Here is a 19,172-nt window from a genome sequence, read left to right as displayed (position 1 = left end):
GCTTTAAAAAAAAGACATTATGAAATTAACATTATTCAAAGTATTGCCGGTTGCGGTAGCCGGATTATTCATCGGATCAACTGCAAATGCTCAGGAAACTCCAACTAACACTGCCAAATTCAGAACTTGGTCTATCGGAGTAAACGCAGGTGTTTTAACTCCGCTTTCTCCCTTAGGTGGTAAAAATGATTTCAGTAACAACAAGTCGTCATTAGGTTATGGCTTGTACGTTAAAAAACAATTCACCAATTATTTCTCATTACGTTTAGATGGAGTTAGAGGTAAATTAAAGGGAGATAATACAGAGCCTTATGAAAGCGGTTTAGTAAACAGCTCACCTGTTAGAGCTTTTGATACAGATTTATCTTATTCTGCTAGCTTAAGTGCTGTTGTAAACATGTTCAATATTGATTTATTCAAGAAAGAAAATGCTTTACAATTATATACATCTGTGGGTGCTGGTTTAGCAGGTTACAAACCAACCATTACTACAGCCGCAGGTACATTTGATTACGCTGGTGATAAAACAATCAGCGAATTAATTATCCCGGTTGGTGTTGGCGCAAAATTCAAAATCTCTGATGGTATTAACTTTGATTTAGGTTGGACCATTAACTTTGTGGATGGCGATAACTTAGATGGTTACTACAGAGGATCTAATGATAAATATAACTATGCATACGCTGGTTTAGAATTTGCATTAGGAACAGGAAAACAATTGGCTTTCCACAATCCGGTAGCAGTAACTTACGATGAGGCTGTAAAAGCTAAACAAACTGCTGATGCCTTAAAATCTGATTTAGATGCGCAAAAATCTGAGAACGCTAAATTGCGTACAGAAATGGCTGATCTATTGAAAGATACTGATGGCGATGGTGTTGCAGATAAATTAGATAAATGCCCTGGAACTCCAGCTGGAACAGTTGTAGATGGTGCTGGTTGTCCTCTAAAAACACCTGAAAAAGTTGTTGAAAAAGTAGTGGTAACTGAAGCAGATCGTAAAGTTGTTGCAGATGCCATTAAAAACTTAGAATTTGATTTGGGTAAAGCAACTATCCGTCAAAAATCTTATGCTACTTTAAACCGTGTTGCGGCTTTATTAATCGAGAAAAACTTTAGCTTGAAATTAGCAGGACACACTGATAATACAGGTTCTAAAGCATTAAACTTACGTTTATCTAAAGATAGAGCTGAATCAGTAAAAGCTTACTTGGTTTCTCAGGGTGCTAATGCATCTCGTATCGAAGCTACAGGTTACGGTATGGGTCAGCCAATTGCTACCAATAAAACAGCAGCTGGTCGTCAACAAAACCGTCGTGTAGAGTTTACGCTTTACTAGTCAGTTTTTTAAATCATAAGAAGCGTCCTTGATTAAGTTCAAGGGCGCTTTTTTTATGACAAAAAATCTTCAGATTGTACTTGCATTAACAAAATACATTCATTAGCTTTGTTATGCAAGCATAATAAATTCGTTAATGAAACAACAACAAACCATAGACTACCACGTTAAGTTCGCTTGGCAAAATATGTTTAACAAGTATAACCAAATGGCCGCGAGTTTTGGGATTACTCAGGCCATCGGTTATATGCTGATTAATATTGATGAAGAGGATGGGACAGCTGTTTCTAACCTGGCAGGATTGCTGGGCGTTAAGGCAACCAGTTTATCAAGAATGTTAAACAATATGGAGGAAATGGAGTTAATTTATAGAGAAACTGCTGCTGGCGATAAGCGTTCGGTTAAAGTTTTTTTAACTGATTTTGGTATAGAGAAAAGACAATTGGCCAAAGGGGTTGTTCGCAAATTTAACGAATATCTGGATGAGCACTTTTCTAAAAAAGAAAAGGAAATATTCATCAATCTGCTGATAAAACTAAATGATATAACTGTAGCATATACTGTTGATTAATACTATGAAACGAAGCATAAACAAAGTTGCTGTTTTAGGTTCAGGAATTATGGGCTCACGTATTGCATGCCATTTCGCCAACATTGGTGTAGAGGTTTTGCTGTTAGATATTGCCCCTAAAGAACTGAGCCCTGAAGAACAGGCAAAAGGACTAACGCTTGAAAAGCCTGCCGTAAAAAACAGGATTGTGAATACTGCACTGCAAACGGCTATCAAAAGTAACCCATCTCCCGTTTACAGTAAAAAGGTGGTAAACAAAATCAAAACCGGAAATTTCGACGACGATATGTCGAAGATTGCTGGCTACGATTGGGTGATAGAGGTGGTGGTTGAGAACCTGGATATCAAGAAGAAAGTTTTTGAGCAGGTAGAGCAATACCGTAAGGCAGGAACACTGATTACTTCAAATACTTCTGGTATCCCAATTCATTTAATGGCTGAAGGTAGAAGCGATGATTTTAAAGCGCATTTCTGTGGAACCCACTTTTTTAATCCGCCACGGTATTTAAAACTATTAGAAATTATTCCTACACCATATACCCAACCTGAAATTGTAGATTTCTTGATGCACTATGGTGATAAGTTTTTAGGTAAAACGACAGTTTTATGTAAAGACACCCCTGCATTTATTGCCAACCGGGTTGGGGTTTATTCTATTATGGCACTCTTACATCTGGTTGAAAAACTTGATTTGACAGTAGAAGAGGTAGATAAATTTACAGGTCCGGCATTGGGTAGACCCAAATCGGCTACTTTCCGTACTTCGGATGTTGTGGGATTGGATACCATGATCAAAGTTGCCAAAGGTTTGTATGATAACTGCCCGAACGATAAAGCGCACGAACTTTTCAAATTACCTGCATATGTGCAGAAAATGGAAGAAAATAAGTGGCTGGGCGATAAAACCAAACAAGGTTTTTATAAAAAGACAAAATCTGCAGATGGTAAGACTGAGATTCTGGCCCTGGATTTAAAAACACTTGAATATAAGCCGCAACAGAAGGTTAAATCAGCTACGCTGGAAATGACCAAACCTGTAGAAAATCTGCGGGAACGCATGAAGATTTTTGCAAAAGGGAAAGATAAGGCCGGAGAGTTATTCAGACACTCATCATTTGGCTTATTTGAATATGTTTCGGATAGAATTCCAGAAATTTCAGATGAATTATACCGGATTGATGATGCCATGCGTGCCGGCTTTGGATGGGAATTAGGACCGTTCGAACTTTGGGATGCCGTTGGCGTGAAGGAAGCCATTGAAGGCATGGAGCAATATGGGAACAAAGCCGCTACCTGGGTTCAGGAAATGCTGGAGGCCGGTAATACTGCCTTCTACAAAGTAGAAAATGGTACCAAGAAATATTACGATATTCCTTCAAAAAGCTACAAAGCAGTTCCAGGAACCGATGAGTTTATCATTCTGGATAATTTAAGAGAAAATAAAACCCTCTGGAAAAATTCCGGCGTATCCATCATTGATTTAGGTGATGGCATTTTGAATGTGGAGTTCCATACTAAAATGAATACCATTGGAGGTGATGTGATTTCCGGTATCAATAAGGCTATAGATATGGCTGAAAAAGATTACCGTGGACTGGTTATCGGTAATGATGGTGCAAATTTCTCTGCAGGAGCCAATGTGGGGATGATTTTTATGATGGCGGTAGAGCAGGAATGGGATGAATTGAACATGGCAATCAGAATGTTCCAGAATACCTCCATGCGCATTCGTTATTCTTCAATTCCTGTAGTGGTGGCACCGCACAATTTAACCCTGGGTGGAGGTTGTGAGTTCAGTCTTCACGCCGATCATGTGCAGCTATCTGCCGAAACTTATATGGGCTTGGTAGAATTTGGCGTAGGGGTAATCCCAGGTGGTGGCGGAACGAAGGAATTTGCTTTGCGGGCATCGGATGAATACCGTGACGATCAGATTGTACAAAATGCCCTTAAGGATCGCTTCCTAACCATTGGCATGGCCAAGGTTTCTACCTCTGGTTATGAGGCTTATGAACTCGGATACCTGCAGAAGGATAAATTTTCGATCTCCATGAATCGTAATCGTTTACTGGCAGATGCCAAAGCCAAAGCGATTGAACTTGCAGATGCAGGCTACACTAAACCCGTTCAACGCAATGACATTAAAGTGTTGGGTAAACAAGGGTTAGGTATTGTTTATGCCGGAGCCAACAGCATGTATTCTGGTCATTATATTTCTGAACACGATAAAAAAATCTCTGAAAAATTGGGCTACGTCATGTGCGGAGGCGATTTATCTGCCCCAACCGAAGTCACAGAGCAATACCTATTGGATTTAGAGAGGGAAGCCTTTTTATCACTGGCAGGAGAAAGAAAGAGTTTAGAAAGAATTCAGAGTATTATTACAAAAGGAAAACCATTGAGAAATTAATTTCTTAGTATCAAGATGCAAGTATTAAGATGCAAGTATCAGGGTACAAGTATCAAGATAGAACTAGAGGGGCTGGGTGTTGAATATTAAAAGGTAATCATAATTGACTACTTGATTTTTAATTTAAAATAATCAGGTATGCATAATTTTAAGGAGTTAAAAGTTTGGCAAAAGTCTATAGATTTAGCTATTTCGGTATATAAAGCGATAGATTTTTTGCCATCAGATGAAAATTACGGTTTAGTTTCACAGATAAAAAGATGTGCGGTTTCGATATCTTCTAATATCGATGAAGGATCGGGAAGAGGGAGCGCTGCTCAGTTTAAGTATTTTTTGTCCATTAGTCAAGGCTCCGCATTTGAATTGGAAACACAGCTTATCATTGCGAGGAGACTTGAATTACTTGATGATACATTTGCTACAGACTTAATTGACAGAACAATTGAAATTCAGAAAATGGTTTACGCATTAGAAAGAAAGTTAATAAATAAGTAAAGACTTGGTGGTATTCCAGTATTGAGACTTGTCTTGATACTTGATACTCCCTACTAGATACTAAAAGAATATGGAAGCATATATTATAGGAGGATACCGTACAGCGGTGGGGAAAGCCCCTCGAGGTGTATTCCGTTTTACCAGGGCTGATGATTTAGCTGCTGAAGTAATTAGAGCTTTAGTGGCATCAGTTCCAAATCTAGATAAAGAGCAGATCGACGATGTAATTGTGGGGAACGCCACACCTGAGGCTGAGCAAGGCCTTAACATTGGGCGTATGATCTCCTTAATGGGATTGGATACCGATAAGGTGCCTGGGGTTACCGTTAACCGATACTGTGCATCTGGTTTAGATACGATTGCAACTGCCGTAGCTAAAATTAAAGCAGGTATGGCCGATTGTATCATTGCCGGTGGAGTGGAGGTTATGAGTGGAATGCCTTTCGGTGGATGGAAATTGGTGCCTAATGCTGATGTGGCTAAAAATAATCCCGATTGGTATTGGGGGATGGGGCTAACCGCTGAGGCTGTAGCCAGAGAATATAATGTGAGCAGAGCGGATCAGGATGCTTTCTCCCTTAAATCTCATGAAAAGGCAGTAAATGCGATTAAAAATGGTCATTTGAAAGATGGTATTTTACCTATTACGGTGAATGAAAATTATCTGGATGAAAATCTCAAAAAGAAAACCCGTTCTTATGTGGTAGATACTGATGAAGGTCCCAGAGCAGATACCACTTTAGAAAAGTTAGCGAAACTAAAGCCTGTTTTCGATGCCAATGGCTGTATTACTGCTGGAAATTCATCCCAAACTTCGGATGGGGCTGCCTTTGTACTGGTGGTTTCAGAAAAGAAAATGAAGGAATTGAATGTGGAGCCTATTGCCAGATTGGTAAGTTATGGCATTGCAGGAGTTCCACCAAGAATTATGGGGATCGGACCTATCGAGGCCATCCCTAAAGCATTAAAGCAAGCCGGACTTAAAAAAGAGGATATCGATCTTATTGAGTTGAACGAAGCTTTTGCCTCACAATCTTTAGCCGTGATCAGAACCTTAGACCTGAATCCGGAAGTGATCAATGTAAATGGTGGAGCAATTGCACTCGGTCACCCACTGGGTTGCACTGGCGCTAAGCTAACCGTTCAAATCATGAATGAATTAAAAAGACAAAATAAAAAGTACGGCATGGTAACCATGTGTGTCGGCACTGGTCAAGGCGCAGCAGGGATTTTTGAATTACTTTAGATATGAGAAGCAAGATAGGAGTAGCAAGATATGAGTATCAAGATATGAGTATCAAGTATCAAGATGAGCAGTAAAAAAAGATCTTACTTGACTCTGCTAATTCATATCCTTTGCCACTGATTACCTTAACTAACAATAGCGATTGTATAGTACTGAGACCAGGTCTTGATACTTGATACTCGCTACTAGATACTAACAAAATGGAAACAACTGAAAAAAAGACAATTAAAGGCGGTGAATTCTTAATTAAGGAAACCGTTTACCAAGATGTGTTTATTCCGGAAGAGTTTGATGAAGAGCAACAAATGATTGCACAAACTTGTCGTGATTTTTTGGAAGCTGAAGTTTATCCCAATTTAGATAAGATAGACAAGCAGGAAGATCCAGAATTGATGCCTACTCTATTAACAAAGGCAGGCGAGTTGGGTATTTTAGGCGTTTCTGTGCCAGAGCAATATGGTGGCTTTGGTAAGAATTTCAATACTTCTATGTTGGTTGCAGATGTAGTTGGCGCAGGGCATTCGTTTGCTGTTGCACTTTCTGCACACACTGGAATAGGTACTTTACCAATATTATACTATGGTAATGATGCCCAGAAAGAAAAATATATTCCAAAACTGGGATCGGGAGAATGGAAGGCGGCATATTGCTTAACAGAACCGAATTCCGGATCGGATGCGAACTCGGGTAAAACCAAGGCTAAGCTGAGCGATGACGGTAAACATTACATCATTACCGGACAGAAAATGTGGATCACCAATGGTGGGTTTGCAGACATATTTATTGTTTTTGCCAAAATTGACGATGATGCCAATCTAACTGCTTTTATCGTAGAAAAGGACTTCGTAGGAATTACCATGAATCCTGAAGAGCATAAAATGGGTATTAAAGGTTCTTCAACCCGCCAGGTTTTCTTTAACGATTGCCCTGTTCCGGTAGAGAATATGCTAAGCGACAGGCAGAATGGGTTTAAGATTGCTGTAAATATTTTAAATATCGGTCGTATCAAATTATCTGCTGCCGCAATCGGGGCTTCAAAGGCTACTTTAAACACGGCCATTAATTATTCAAACGAGCGGATTCAATTTGGCAGGCCTATTTCCAAATATGGCGCTATCCGTTATAAGATAGCCGAAGCAGCATCGAAAATTTATGCTGTTGATGCAGCAAACTATCGCGCCGGACAAAACATTGATGATACATACGATGCTTTGGTGGCAGGTGGCATGGAATCGGGGAAAGCGCGTTTAAAATCCGTAGAGCAATTTGCGGTAGAGTGTGCCATATTGAAAGTATGGGGCTCAGAAGCTTTGGATTATACGGTGGATGAAGGTGTTCAGATTTATGGTGGTATGGGTTTTAGCGCCGATGCACCGATGGATCGGGCGTATCGTGATGCCAGGATCAACAGAATTTTTGAAGGCACTAACGAAATCAACCGCTTGTTAACTGTAGACATGATGCTGAAGCGTGCCATGAAGGGAGAACTCGATCTAATGACTCCCGCAACAGCAGTTGCCGCAGAGTTGATGAGCATCCCTGAATTTGGAGAAGAGGATACAGCACTTTTTGCAGCAGAGAAAAAGGTATTGGCAAATTTAAAGAAAGCTACTTTAATGGTAGCAGGTGCTGCGGTGCAAAAGCTAATGATGACTTTAAGTAAGGAACAGGAAATTTTGATGAATATAGCAGATATGGCCGGTTATGTTTACGTTGCCGAATCAGCTTTGCTTAGAACAGAAAAAATTGTGAGCTTGAAAGGAGAGGAGGCAGCAGCCACACAACTGGATTTATTGCGTATTTATTTGGTTGAAGCTGTAGATGCTGTAAGCAAAGCAGGAAAAGAAGCACTTTGGGCCTTTGCGGAAGGCGACGAGCAGAGAATGATGTTAGTAGGCTTGCGACGTTTTACCAAAATGGAGCCTTTTAACGTAAAGGATGCCCGTCAGCGAGTGGCACAAAAACTAATTGAAGAAAATAAATATCCGTTCTAATCTTGAGAACAATTTTATTTAAAGGTTTAAGATCGGATTTAAGTCTGCATCTTAAACCTTTTTTGTTTAATGGCCTGGAATTTAATAAGAAGTAAGGGGCATTTAATTTTAGTACTAATGTTAAAATAGGTTAAAAATTGTAGCATCCGTATTAAAAGCTTATTTTTGCCGATAATGGTTAAGTTTAAATATTTCTCAGTGCTGGTTTTGTTCGTTGTTGCGCTTTCTTCTTGTAAAAAGGATAGCGATAATGCAGACAAGCAGATAACGGATTTCATTCAGAAAAATAACATCAATGCCGTAAAAGATGGCTCCGGTTTATACTATCAAATTATCAAACCGGGTTCTGGTTCATTTACCTATCCTTCAAATACTCAAATTACGATTAAATACGAAGGCCGGTTGTTAAATGGTAATGTATTCGATAATGGAGGTGGTAAAGAACAAACTTTTTATCTTTCTCAACTGATAGAAGGCTGGAAGATTGGTATTCCTAAAATCCAGAAAGGGGGCGAAATCAGGTTGATTATTCCGCCAAGCTTAGGATATGGCGACCGTGCTGCGGGTTCTATACCTGCAAACTCCGTATTAGATTTTACCATATCCTTAAATAACGTACAATAACAAATAATGAAAAAATATACTCTAGCTGTCGTTACGCTTTTAGCTGCTACATTATTATTCAATTCTTGTAAAAAGGAATATGATTCTATACAAACAGTAGATGAGGCTGCTATACAGGCTTATATCAAAAAGAATAATTTAAACATGAAACGCGATGATTTGGGTGTTTATTACCAAATAATCGAAGCTGGAACTGGTGCACTGATTAAGAATACTGATTCTGTCTTGTTTACTTACCAGGAGAAATCAATTACAGATCCAACGATATACTATAGTACCTCTGTAAAGGCTAATGAAGGAACATACTTAGGGTATATCCGTACAAATAAGTTTAATAAGAGCTGGTTTAAAGCGTTAGATAGTGCTTATTATGGAGCAAAGATAAGGATGTTAATACCATCACATCTGGCTTATGGAAAAAATGGTTATTCGGCCTATAATGTGCCTTCTAATGCCATTATTGACACTTATCTTAATCTTTCTACCTACAATAAGCAGTGGCAATGGGATGATGCAAAAATTCAGGCATTTTTGACCAGTAAAGGTTTAACCGCAACAAAAGATGCGTCGCGTGTATACTATATTACCAATACTGTAGGTACAGGAACTGATGTAATTGATGAGAACAGTACAGTAGTTTTTAAATATACTGGCCGTTATACAGATGGAACTGTTTTTGATTCCTCTACTGATGGAACTTACTCAACTACGCTAGCTGGATTAATTGCAGGATGGAAAAAGATAGTTCCTAAATATACTGCTGGTGCAAAATTTAGAATGATTGTTCCATCGGATTTAGCTTACGGGCCAAATGGTTTAACTGATCAAGCAGGAAACATATTGATATTACCGAATTCGGTATTAGATTTTGATTTGGAAATTGTAAGTGTTACGAATTAGATAATGCTTCTTTATAAACTTTAAGCACTCTTTCTCGTGCAAATTTATGCTCAACTATTGGTTGGGCATATTTTTTTGTGCCAAATTCCGGTATCCACTTTTTAATGTATTCGAATTTGGGATCAAATTTCTTCATCTGTAATTCGGGATTAAATACCCTAAAATATGGTGCGGCATCATTGCCAGAGCTTGCTGCCCATTGCCAACCGCCTACGTTGCTGGCCATTTCGTAATCCAGCAGCTTTTCGGCAAAATAAGCCTCCCCCCAGCGCCAGTCAATCAATAAGTGTTTAGTTAAGAAACTTGCTACAATCATCCTCACTCTGTTATGCATCCAGCCGGTTTCATTCAGCTGTCGCATTCCGGCATCTACAATGGGGTAACCTGTATTCCCCTCACACCAGGCTTTAAATTCAGTTTCATCGTTTCGCCATTTGATTTGATCATACTGTTTTTTAAAGGAATCAAAGGCCGAATAAGGAAAATGCCATAAAATCATCATGTAAAACTCACGCCAGGCCAATTCGGATAACCAAACGTGCGACTTATTTTCCAGCGCATCAGCTACTGCTTTTCTGATGCTTAAGGTGCCGAATCTTAAATGGAGCCCGATGTGGGTTGTGCTGTCTAATGCCGGAAAATCTCTTTCTGTAGCATAGTTTGCTAGTTTAGATTGGTAGCTTAATTTGGGAAATTGCTGTGTGCTCTTTTCAAAGCCCATATCTGCTAAGCCGGGCAAAGGTAGGTGTTTGGTTTGAAACAGGTTTTTAAAGTATTTTTGAGTAGGGTAAGCCTTAAAATAAAAGCTATTCAATTTGGCTTGCCACTGTTTATAGTAGGGCGTAAAGACGGTGTAGGGCGTTCGGTCGGCCTTTAATATTTCATTCTTTTCAAAGATAACCTGGTCCTTATAGGTGAAGAACGCAATTTTTTCGCTGGTTAAGAACTCAGCCATTTGATCATCGCGTTCACGCGCATAGGGCTCGTAATCGTGATTGGTATACACTGCCTTTACCTCGTATTCTTCCAAAACCTCCGACCATATCTTTTCAGGTTTGCCATATTTTACCAATAAATCTGATCCCTGCTTTTGAAGAGCCGATTTAAGCTTTTCGATTGTTTCATAAATGAAGGTAACCCTGGCATCTCCTTTAGGGAGCTGATCTAAAATATTTTGATCGAAAATAAAAAGGGGTAATACAGGATGCTCTCCCTTTAGCGCCCGGTAAAGGGCAGCATTATCTTCTAATCTTAGATCGCGACGGAACCAAAGGATATTACAGGTTTTTTTCATTTGCCAGGGGATGTGTATTTTAAGGTAAACAAACTTAACAACTGAAATTGAAAAACGGCATTAATTTTTTCACCCCCTGGAGCTTTAATCACCGGAATGCTTTTGATTAACTGGATTGCTGAATCTTTAAAATTGGTTTTTTATGTTTCGATTTGCGCCATTCCCAGGGTGGAGTAGGGTTTGGATCCTTCCAGAGTCCTATTTTGTGTTTTCTGGCTACTATTTCCAGATTGGCATAGGTTTCATCTTTAGAGTATTTCTTAAAATGCCAGGCCATACCCTGTTTAATCATTTCCTGATTGACAATTAGATTGCTATTCGTTTTAACAACAGCAATTAGTCGGCGGTAACGGTCATATTTTTGCCCGTAAACCTTTACCTGCTGTCCGAAACATAAATCTGATAAAGATTTTTTAGCGTTATTTCCATACGGTTGTGAGCCTCGTTTTTCAGGACAATCAATGTGTGCAAGACGGATCTTAATAGGTGTGTTTTGATATAAAATCTCCATCGTATCGCCATCCGAAATGCCGATTACCTTGGCTACAAAAATTTGATTTTTTAAGTTTAGTTTTACTTGTTCGTTACTTTTGAACTGACTAAATACAGGATTGAAATATAAAAGTGATGTAATTAAAATTAATCTTCCCAGCCACATAAGGTTTTGCCCTCGTTTTTCGCTTTATCTATCGTTGATTTTATTATTCTATAATGGCAATTACCCAATCCACGGCACCTTTCGCTTAAATGGTATTTGTTGGTTTTGCCATTGCCGCAAATGTACACCGTTTTGACGTCAGTACAAGTAGTGTTGATTAAAAATAGGAAGATGAGGGAGAGGAGTTTCATGAGATGGGGAGATTTCAGGAATTATATTATCGATTTAAGAGATGATTTCAATATGAAGATCAATACATAATCTCTATAACAATTATATATAGGACGTAGAAAAAAGAGTTATTAAGCTCTATAGTAAATCTATCTTTCTAAGATGTATACTCATTTGTTTCTGAATCGTTTTATCATAATCTGAGTCTGTATCATTAACCTTGCCTATAAGAATTAGAAGTTCCAGAATCAATAAAAATGAGAACCAAATTATGTAAACAATTAAAGCAGCAACAGATTGTTTAAGAATATTAATCATAACGTTCAGCTCATCTAAAAAACCGACTTTTTCCTTTATTTCTGCTTCTAAAATTGTTTTCAGCTCTAAAAGCGTATTTTCCTTATTTATTTTTTGATTATTAAGCGTTGCTATCTGTGTGTCTAGTAATGGCAACTGCTCAAATTTGGGGTTTTGAATAGATTTAATGGTTTTTGACAGTATGTTTTTCATTATTGTTTTTGTCGTTGAAACCTTGGAGCTATCAATCGTTGTGCTGGTAATAGGAACTTGATTTGATGTAGTCTCTATAATTTGTTTAGTGGGATTTTTATTGATGTCATTGAGTAGTATTTTGCGTTCATTCTCCTTAATTAGTAATGAAGCATTAATTTGAGATATCTGATTAATTATTTCTTTAGAGCGATCAGGCATCAGCGAATTAACTTGTTTCTGATTTGCCGCTATTTTGTTTTTATCGATGTCATCTTTGAATATTATTTGATCAATAATTAAGGAACCCACCACTGCCATTAACATTGCAAGTAAAACACGGATCCATTTCAAAAATATATTAGCTTTATCAGCAAGTAATATTTGCCTTTCTATTTGGATGATAATAATTATGGCTATTAATGCCCCAGATATACTTCCTGTTGGACCAAGTTTAATGTACCTGCTACAGAAGCAATAACCGACAAATGCCCAAACTGTTGCCACAATCAAAAGTGCAGCGGCATATTTTTTTACTTTGCGTGATGAGACTTCACTACAATTACTGAGGATGTAAAAATTATATCCGGTTAAAAAGCAACTAAGTTTAAGCCACCAAAATTGAAATCTTTTCATCTAAAAACGCTTTAAAATGGTATGATGTGATATTGCTGAAAGCCCGTTCATAAAGCCTCGCTTATAGCTGATAATTATTCCCTCACTATCGCCAATATTTTTCTTTGCTTCCTCTTCAATATCTAATACCTTTTTAATGTGGCTTTCAGCTATACTTTTTTTCATTTTAAGCTCATCTACCACGTCTACAAATCCGCTCCTAGCTCGGCTATCAATATGGAAGTCTATTTCTTTTATGAAATCTTCATAGAAAATTTTTACTCTTCTGATCTTCCTTTCTAATTGATTTCTCAAAGTATCAATATTTTGTTCTAGATGTTTAGCATCCGGATTTGTCAAAGCATCATCGTAGCCTTTCTTTTCATGATTCATGTCTAAGAAGTCGAATAATAATTCAATATTACTTTCTGTTTTTTTTAAGGCTGTCATATCTTCATCAGATTGAAAATTCCTATTATTCTCAATAAAAATATTTTCAGGAATATCAATTCCAATTGGAGGTTTATGCATTGTTCCCTCTGGGATTGTTGTATTTACAGCTAAGGTTTCTGTTTTAGGTTTTTTGAAGAAATTAAACATATCTATATATGAATTATAGGGACTTTATATTGAGAATGACCACGTTGATGGCAGGAATTGCAAAGAGTAATCAGTAATTTATCAGGATAATCCCATGGTACTTTAAATTTTTTTGACATTTCTATATAATGATATTGCCTATGATGTACCTGTAGGTTTTCATTGAAATCACAAATAACACATCTTTTATTATCGCGTTCTAAAATTGAAAGCCTCTTGTCTTTCCATCTTCTATCAAATAATAGTGCACCATAAGAACCATGAACTTTGATTATTTGCTCTTCAGTTTTTTGAGGATCCTTCAAGCTAATGTATCTTCTATAAATTCCCATGATTTTTATTATTCTGGTATATTAGGTAGTAATTTTTGACCATATAGCAGTTTGATTTTTGATTAACCAAAACTACCCAACCCCGTACGGCTTCCCTTACGGGAAACCGTAAAGACGATAATTAATTTTAAAGAAAAAATAAGATTACTATTTGGTATAGCTGGCTTATGTTGAATGAGTTATCTGTTTGGTTTTTGTACTGGGAATTCAGATTTTTCTTTCTTCCACCAATTGTTGTTCAAACGTTTAATAGAATAAAATTTACGGGTTAGGCCAGGTTTCATATTAGCTGTATCGAGATGCTTACCCCAAACATGGATAATGGTATCGGTTCCAATTTTTACCCACCAAAATGTTTTGCCATACCGTTGGGTAGTGTAAACTTCCGTAATGGTTCCACTAATTACCTTAGAATTAAAATGGGGTTCCATTAATTGAAAAGTAGAAACTTTTTGTTTCTGGGCGACCACATTTTTGGCCATCATTAGTAATAGGAGAGAGATATATAGCTGTTTTATCATTTAGCCTTAAAAGTATCCAGGCTAAAAATGATTTCCTTACTGGAAACCGTAGCTGCAAAAAAAAACAAGAATCTTTTTGCTGGTAGAGAAGACATTTCTAATGTTTAAATGAGAGATTGCACTGGGTTTTATTCCAGGCAATCTCATTCATTTTATTGAGAGGTTATATTTAATGTAATAGGTTAATGATTTGCCATTAAATCGTTTCATCCTGTATAGTAGCTACTGGGGCATTAACCATTACAGATTCAACTCCATTGTCTCTCGCAATAAAGGTGGTATACATCTGGCTGGTGCCTATAATTTCTCCATTGCTTGCTTTCAGATTGAAATAATACAACCCGTTCCTGGCAATCTTCCTTTCGTATCTCATATCTGAGGAAGCATTTGTTTTTACCGATTCGATGGCCTTATTGCAAGATGCTTTCGTAATATACCCCTCGCTGGATAAAATAACCTGGCCATTGGTAGCTCTCAGTTTAAATTGAAATTCGTTATCCTGTCTTTTGGAGATGATAAATTTTCCCATCATGTAATGTGTTTTGATTAAGTATCTAAAAGTACTTTGGTCTTAAAACTAATTTTTACGGGAAGCCGTAAATGAATGCTTTATTTTTTGAAGAACCGTTAGTGCTCTTTCAATAAAGATCTAAATGATCCCCATATCCTTGCAATAAAGGACCAATTGTTCATTTTTTGAAAAATCAAGCACTTCTTTCATCAGGTTAAGTCGCTTTTCAACGCTACTTAGGCCCGAGGGTTTAATATTTTTTTGCTGAAGATATAGCGGAATATCTTTTTGAAGCGTGCCTTGTGCCAGCAGTGAGATTACGGTGATATCAAAATCGGTGAAGTTGTGAGAATTTTTTTCTTTCAGGGATAATTTTAGGTCTGGCGACAAAAATTTTTTACCATTATAAATTGCATTTATGGCTTGGTTTAAGTGCTGTGCATCATGGCGTGCTTTACGCACATAAGCATCAATATCCAATTCTTTGAAAAGGGTATCAATAATGGCTGGTTTATTTTCTCCTGAAAATACCAATACTTTTAAATAAGGTTGTATGAGCTTCGCGGCCTGGATGAGAGAAGAACCATCGGGTATTTTCTGTTGGTGATGGTCTTCTTCAAAAGAAAGATCAGTTATTAATAAATCGTATGGTTGGCCATTTTGATTCGCTTTTTGAATCCAGGTCAAAGCATCATCGCAATAATATACATAATCAGTGCCTGCTATTCCAAGTTCTTTTAACGTTTTTACGACAGAAATATTAGCGATTTCGTGGTCTTCGGCAATTAGTACTCTTTTAAACATAGGTTATTCATTTAAGCAACCGGAAAAGTGATTTGAATCTTAAGACCCTTTTCCGTTTGAGTATCAAAGTTAATCGCTCCTTTAATGGCTTTTATACGGTTTCCCGTATTGGTGAGGCCATTGTTAAATGAAGTTCCTTTTGAAATTCCTATGCCATTGTCTGTATAGTAAATAGTTATATTGTGGTTAGTCTGCTCAAATTTTACAGCTACACTTGTTGCCCTACTGTGTTTTTTCATATTAACCATCAACTCTTGCAAAATATGCGCTAACTCATATTTAACTTGTGAGTTTATCTTTTGCCAAAGAACGGAACTGTTTCCAACCAACAAAATTTTGGTAGTTTCTGTAGCGAAAGAGCTCAGAAGATCTGCCAGCTTGAGGTGAAAATCCGGACCCCTATAGTTATTATCCTCATAGGAGATATCCCGGGATTTCTCATAAAGATCTTCAATTTTGTCTAGTACATGGTCCTTATCTACCGCTTCTTGATTTTGAATTTCAGACATTACCCTGTACAGGCCATTTGCAACAACGTCGTGCACTTTTTTGGAAGTTTTGAGCTGGATTTCCTTTATCGCATTTTGTGCTTCAGATTCTAATTTTTGCTTTCTTTTTCTATACCAAATAATACTGGTGGTTAATATCGCTAATGCAGCGAAGGCTAGGAGAATGATTTGGTACTTTTTTTCGTCGTTATCTTTTTGAAGAGATAAATTATCTGCTTTATTCTTTTCCGTCTCGTACCGGATGAGTGCAAACTGATTTTCCGAGGCGCTACGAGCGGTTTGGAGGCTGTCGGATAAATTTTGGTAGGTTTCAAAATATGTTTTGGTTTCTAACGGAGGACTAAGTCTGATCAACTTGTCAAGTGCCTGCAGTTGGTCATCGGGGCTGTTAACATTTTTAGCCACCTCGTACATCTGATGGGCATACTTTAAAGCGCTACTGGTGTTCTTCGTTGCAAAATAATCTGCTAAATGTGAATAGCTTGCATTAAGTCCCCAGAGGTCTTGTTGCTGCTTACGAATATCTAATGCTTTGATGAACTCGGGTTCTGCATTATAATTTGGATTTTCCAGCCATTTGGTTCTGGCTATATTTGATAATGCCCTTGCGTATTCTTTAGGATTTTTGTGTTCCTCATTTAGAATCTGATTATAGATGGCTAAGGCTGCTTTGTAGTTTTTAAGTTCCTGAAAAGACTTGGCTTTATTGTTTAAGTACATCCGGTCGTCTAAAGGATTTTTGGAGAACTTAATTGCAGCATCATAAAATTTTATAGCCTGTAAATTATCTTTTAGATTGTATGTGGCAATTCCTAAATTATTATAGTTTGCGCCCAGGTAAAGCCAGTGCTTTTCGTTAGATTCATCTAAGTAGGAAAGCGCTTGCAAAGCAATTTCTTGTCCTCCAAAATTATCTCCCTGTTCTGTTAAGATAATTGCGGTGTTGATTAGACATTTTCCAATTCCTAAGCTATCATTTTGATTGTTAAAAAACTCCTTGGCTCTATTGAAGTAGGCCAATGCACTATCTGGTTTGTTTTGATCTTTAAAATCGAATGCTTTGTTGTAAAATGGATTATCTACTAAAGATTTGTTAGGCGCTTTATTTTGCGAGCAAGATAAAAGGCTCAGCAATAGGATGTACAGTAAGAAACGTTTCAAGAGATTTAGATTTTAATTCAAAATTACAGAAAATTAGGTGAAACGAGATTGATTGGAGTGATATTCATATAAAAGGCCGGGCAGATTTAACTGACCGACCTTAATTGATATTGCCTATCTAGGAGGATTTTGGCCTGTTTCGCCACCAGTTCCATCTGATGGTGGAGTGTCATCATCTGGATCTTCATCTCCATTGGTTCCACTGTCGTAAGTAGATACTGTAGTGTTACCATTACAGTTGTTCGTGTTGGTATTGGCAGGGCTTACTAAGCCTAAAAGAATAGCGATAAAAATTGGTAAAAACATGATTCAAAAATTTAGAAATGATTAACTATTGGCTCCCTGCGACCTTTCGCAGGGTTTGCCAGATAATCAGAAGGCCTTCTGAAATTTTTGGGAAGTCTGAGCGTCCATCGCGGGAGCAGATAACTGCTTCCCAAACCGGCTATTTACTACCGCGATTTCTACTCTATTTTTAATTAGTTGTTTGTGCTGCGTTTTAAGTTTTGTGCGGCGCTTGAACCAATTGATGGGACAAATATGGGGGCTTGGAAAATCGTAAAAGGGGAGAATTCCATGGAATCCAAAAAAACTTTTTAAATTCCTTTTGGATTCCGGAAAACCGTAAAGATTCCAAAAATTCTAAATTTAATTTTACGCTTAAATTGATCCTTAAATGACTGAATATTATCAAGATGCGGTATTGCTAGCCTATGCAGAGAAAGAGCAAAACGGGGAACTCCCTAAAATTCTGACTAAGCCGACTACAACACGATTAAGAAAGGCTTGCTTAGAGATTTATAAGGAAAGATACAATGACTTAAAATGTAGTGATAAGGATGCGGATATCTTTTCTAGTTTTTTTGATCGTGATAAGTTGGGAACAGATTTTTATCAGGTTTTAGATAAATCAGATCCTGATGATTTTAAAGCTTTATCTAACCATCTTAATGAAAAGACAGAAAGTACTGATGAAAAAAATACTGAACTTTTGGCTTGGTTAATTGATTTTAAGCATAGGCCTAGCAAAGTTTTTTATGAGGAATTAAAAAAGAAGAAAAATGAGTCTAAATGGCGTTTTGAATGGGAAATTTTTTTTGCAAAATTTCCCATTCCGATTAATAAAATATTTATTGCAAGTATAGCAGTCCTGCTTGCTGGGCTCATCATTTCCCCTTTTTGGGAGCGCCGGGCGGAGAGTATTGGTAATAAATTACTTCCGACCGGAAAATGCATGTATTGGAAGGAAGATCACTATGAGCCTATTGATTGTCAAAAGCGCTCTGATATTCCGGTTATTTCTTTAAATATGCAAGTATTAAACAGACTAAAAAAGATTACTACGCCTGATACATTAACAAAGGCAGATTTGGGCAAAGTCTGGTATTCCAACATCAAAGGAAATCGTGAATTTTTTACCGATAGCGGGATGCATCCTGTAGATACAGCTAAGCGGTTAAGACCTGTTACGCCTTATATATTAATGAAATATACCTCAAACTATAGATATTTGTTAATCAGGCTGGTTTGGGGAATTGGCATTGTTTCGGTTATCATATTCTTGGTTGTATTAATTAAGAAAGAATTAAGGAGAAATAAACGGCTGGATAAGGTTAGGTCGGCAGCAAGCTAAACCCTCGTCGCTAGATGGGATAGTTTTCGGCTTATCAAGAAGGTCTTCGACTACTAGTACAGATTTCACATCGGGAGGCTCAGACTGACAAAATTCAGCTTAACCTAATAGCATTGGAGATCCTACAGCCTGATATGAGCTAGATTTTAGTAGCTCTAAGGTGCCTTTTTGTAGCTCTGAGGTACCTTTTTGTAGTTTGAAGCTACCTTTTTGTACCTTCGAGCTAGATTTTAGTAGCTCCGAGGTACCTTTTTGTAGCTTGGAGCTACCTTTTTCTACCTTCAGTCTACTTTAT

The 19,172-nt window shown here is 37.5% G+C and carries 19 protein-coding genes; 9 read left to right on the top strand and 10 right to left on the bottom strand.

Translation table 11 applies throughout. The features are described from left to right. Positions 1-19 precede the first annotated feature (19 nt). From BMX11_RS04230 to BMX11_RS04195, 8 genes are all read left to right on the top strand, one after another. Entirely contained in the window at positions 20-1,339 is a 1,320-nt protein-coding gene (locus tag BMX11_RS04230) for an OmpA family protein (protein ID WP_090881780.1), read from the top strand. 136 nt (positions 1,340-1,475) lie between these two features. Continuing rightward, complete coding sequence (locus tag BMX11_RS04225; RefSeq protein ID WP_090881778.1) at positions 1,476-1,910, top strand: MarR family winged helix-turn-helix transcriptional regulator; 435 nt, start codon at positions 1,476-1,478, stop codon at positions 1,908-1,910. Positions 1,911-1,914: 4 nt separating this feature from the next. Next, entirely contained in the window at positions 1,915-4,320 is a 2,406-nt protein-coding gene (locus BMX11_RS04220; RefSeq protein ID WP_090881776.1) for a 3-hydroxyacyl-CoA dehydrogenase/enoyl-CoA hydratase family protein, read from the top strand. 138 nt (positions 4,321-4,458) lie between these two features. Continuing rightward, on the top strand, positions 4,459-4,815 hold the full coding sequence (locus BMX11_RS04215; protein ID WP_090881774.1) for a four helix bundle protein: 357 nt from the start codon (positions 4,459-4,461) through the stop codon (positions 4,813-4,815). A 70-nt stretch (positions 4,816-4,885) separates the two neighbouring features. Next, entirely contained in the window at positions 4,886-6,061 is a 1,176-nt protein-coding gene (locus BMX11_RS04210) for an acetyl-CoA C-acyltransferase (RefSeq protein WP_090881772.1), read from the top strand. 200 nt (positions 6,062-6,261) lie between these two features. Then, the gene (locus tag BMX11_RS04205; RefSeq protein WP_090881769.1) at positions 6,262-8,055 is read left to right on the top strand and encodes an acyl-CoA dehydrogenase family protein; all 1,794 of its coding nucleotides are present in this window, start codon (positions 6,262-6,264) and stop codon (positions 8,053-8,055) included. A gap of 174 nt (positions 8,056-8,229) precedes the next feature. Then, complete coding sequence (locus BMX11_RS04200) at positions 8,230-8,679, top strand: FKBP-type peptidyl-prolyl cis-trans isomerase (RefSeq protein WP_090881767.1); 450 nt, start codon at positions 8,230-8,232, stop codon at positions 8,677-8,679. Positions 8,680-8,685: 6 nt separating this feature from the next. Then, entirely contained in the window at positions 8,686-9,579 is an 894-nt protein-coding gene (locus BMX11_RS04195) for an FKBP-type peptidyl-prolyl cis-trans isomerase (RefSeq protein ID WP_090881765.1), read from the top strand. On the opposite strand, the gene BMX11_RS04190 is transcribed toward BMX11_RS04195, so the two are convergent. From BMX11_RS04190 to BMX11_RS04140, 10 genes are all read right to left on the bottom strand, one after another. After that, complete coding sequence (locus BMX11_RS04190; RefSeq protein ID WP_090881763.1) at positions 9,569-10,873, bottom strand: cryptochrome/photolyase family protein; 1,305 nt, start codon at positions 10,871-10,873, stop codon at positions 9,569-9,571. The two genes, BMX11_RS04195 and BMX11_RS04190, sit on opposite strands and share 11 nt — an antisense overlap. A 106-nt stretch (positions 10,874-10,979) precedes the next feature. Next, positions 10,980-11,531 (bottom strand): thermonuclease family protein, encoded by a 552-nt coding sequence (locus BMX11_RS04185; protein ID WP_090881761.1) that lies wholly within the window; start codon positions 11,529-11,531, stop codon positions 10,980-10,982. Between the two features lie 309 nt (positions 11,532-11,840). Next, a complete protein-coding gene (locus BMX11_RS04175) occupies positions 11,841-12,827 on the bottom strand; it encodes a DUF4407 domain-containing protein (RefSeq protein ID WP_090881757.1) in 987 nt (328 codons plus the stop codon). Next, on the bottom strand, positions 12,828-13,406 hold the full coding sequence (locus BMX11_RS04170) for a hypothetical protein (protein ID WP_090881755.1): 579 nt from the start codon (positions 13,404-13,406) through the stop codon (positions 12,828-12,830). Between the two features lie 2 nt (positions 13,407-13,408). Continuing rightward, complete coding sequence (locus BMX11_RS04165) at positions 13,409-13,738, bottom strand: HNH endonuclease (protein WP_217643802.1); 330 nt, start codon at positions 13,736-13,738, stop codon at positions 13,409-13,411. A gap of 179 nt (positions 13,739-13,917) precedes the next feature. Beyond that, positions 13,918-14,259 (bottom strand): hypothetical protein, encoded by a 342-nt coding sequence (locus BMX11_RS04160; protein WP_139180125.1) that lies wholly within the window; start codon positions 14,257-14,259, stop codon positions 13,918-13,920. 196 nt (positions 14,260-14,455) lie between these two features. Next, positions 14,456-14,791: a YegP family protein gene (locus tag BMX11_RS04155; protein ID WP_245738574.1), complete on the bottom strand. Its 336-nt coding sequence runs from the start codon at positions 14,789-14,791 to the stop codon at positions 14,456-14,458. A gap of 117 nt (positions 14,792-14,908) precedes the next feature. Continuing rightward, a complete protein-coding gene (locus BMX11_RS04150) occupies positions 14,909-15,574 on the bottom strand; it encodes a response regulator transcription factor (RefSeq protein ID WP_090881752.1) in 666 nt (221 codons plus the stop codon). Between the two features lie 11 nt (positions 15,575-15,585). Next, a complete protein-coding gene (locus tag BMX11_RS04145) occupies positions 15,586-17,244 on the bottom strand; it encodes a tetratricopeptide repeat-containing sensor histidine kinase (protein ID WP_245738573.1) in 1,659 nt (552 codons plus the stop codon). Between the two features lie 114 nt (positions 17,245-17,358). Next, positions 17,359-17,550: a hypothetical protein gene (locus tag BMX11_RS04140; protein ID WP_090881751.1), complete on the bottom strand. Its 192-nt coding sequence runs from the start codon at positions 17,548-17,550 to the stop codon at positions 17,359-17,361. 370 nt (positions 17,551-17,920) lie between these two features. On the opposite strand from BMX11_RS04140, the gene BMX11_RS04135 reads away from it, so the two are divergent. Further along, a complete protein-coding gene (locus BMX11_RS04135; RefSeq protein ID WP_090881748.1) occupies positions 17,921-18,877 on the top strand; it encodes a hypothetical protein in 957 nt (318 codons plus the stop codon). The last annotated feature ends 295 nt before the right edge of the window (positions 18,878-19,172 follow it).

It is taken from the genome of Pedobacter rhizosphaerae, assembly GCF_900111155.1.
GTDB classification, from domain to species: Bacteria; Bacteroidota; Bacteroidia; order Sphingobacteriales; family Sphingobacteriaceae; genus Pedobacter; species Pedobacter rhizosphaerae.
Note: the sequence above shows the minus strand (reverse complement) of the source record. Positions and strands in the feature narration are given on the sequence as shown.